Below are 521 nucleotides of genomic sequence, written 5' to 3' on the forward strand. Positions count from 1 at the left end.
GCTGGACGCGGAGCCGCGAGACGAGGTCGCTCGTCGCCGCGAACTCGCCGGCGAGCGCGTAGCGGAACGCCGAGAGGTACTCCAGCACGGCCGGCTCTCGCCCGGGCGCGGCGTCGCCGAGCGCGCGGACGGAGTAGTCGTTGACCGCGGCCGCGAACTCGTCGACCGCCTCGTCGATCCGCGCCGCCACGTCGTCGCTCGGCGCGTCGGCGTCGGGGCCGTCCTCGTAGTTGCGGTGGGCGAAGAGGAGCGAGCGGTAGAGGAAGTTGCCGACCGTGCCCACCAGCTCGGTGTTGACGCGCTCGGCGAACTTCTCCCACGAGAAGTCCACGTCCTGCTGGAACCCGCCGTTGGTCGCGAGGTAGTAGCGCAGCGGGTCGGGGTGGAACCCCTCGTCCAGGTACTCGTCGGCCCAGACGGCGCGGTCGCGGCTCGTGGAGAACCCCTTGCCGTCGAGGGTGACGAAGCCGGACGCCATCACCGCGCGCGGCTCCGCGTGGTCGGTCGCCTCTAACATCGCG

The 521-nt window shown here is 72.0% G+C and carries 1 protein-coding gene; it reads right to left on the reverse strand.

Features of this window, described 5'->3' with window-relative positions; genetic code table 11:
* Positions 1-521 (reverse strand): class I tRNA ligase family protein (locus D3D02_RS18955; RefSeq protein WP_233560720.1); only part of this gene is annotated, 521 nt, incomplete at both ends.

It is taken from the genome of Halobellus sp. Atlit-38R (assembly GCF_003665925.1).
In the GTDB taxonomy this organism is placed as follows: Archaea; Halobacteriota; Halobacteria; order Halobacteriales; family Haloferacaceae; genus Haloquadratum; species Haloquadratum inordinatus.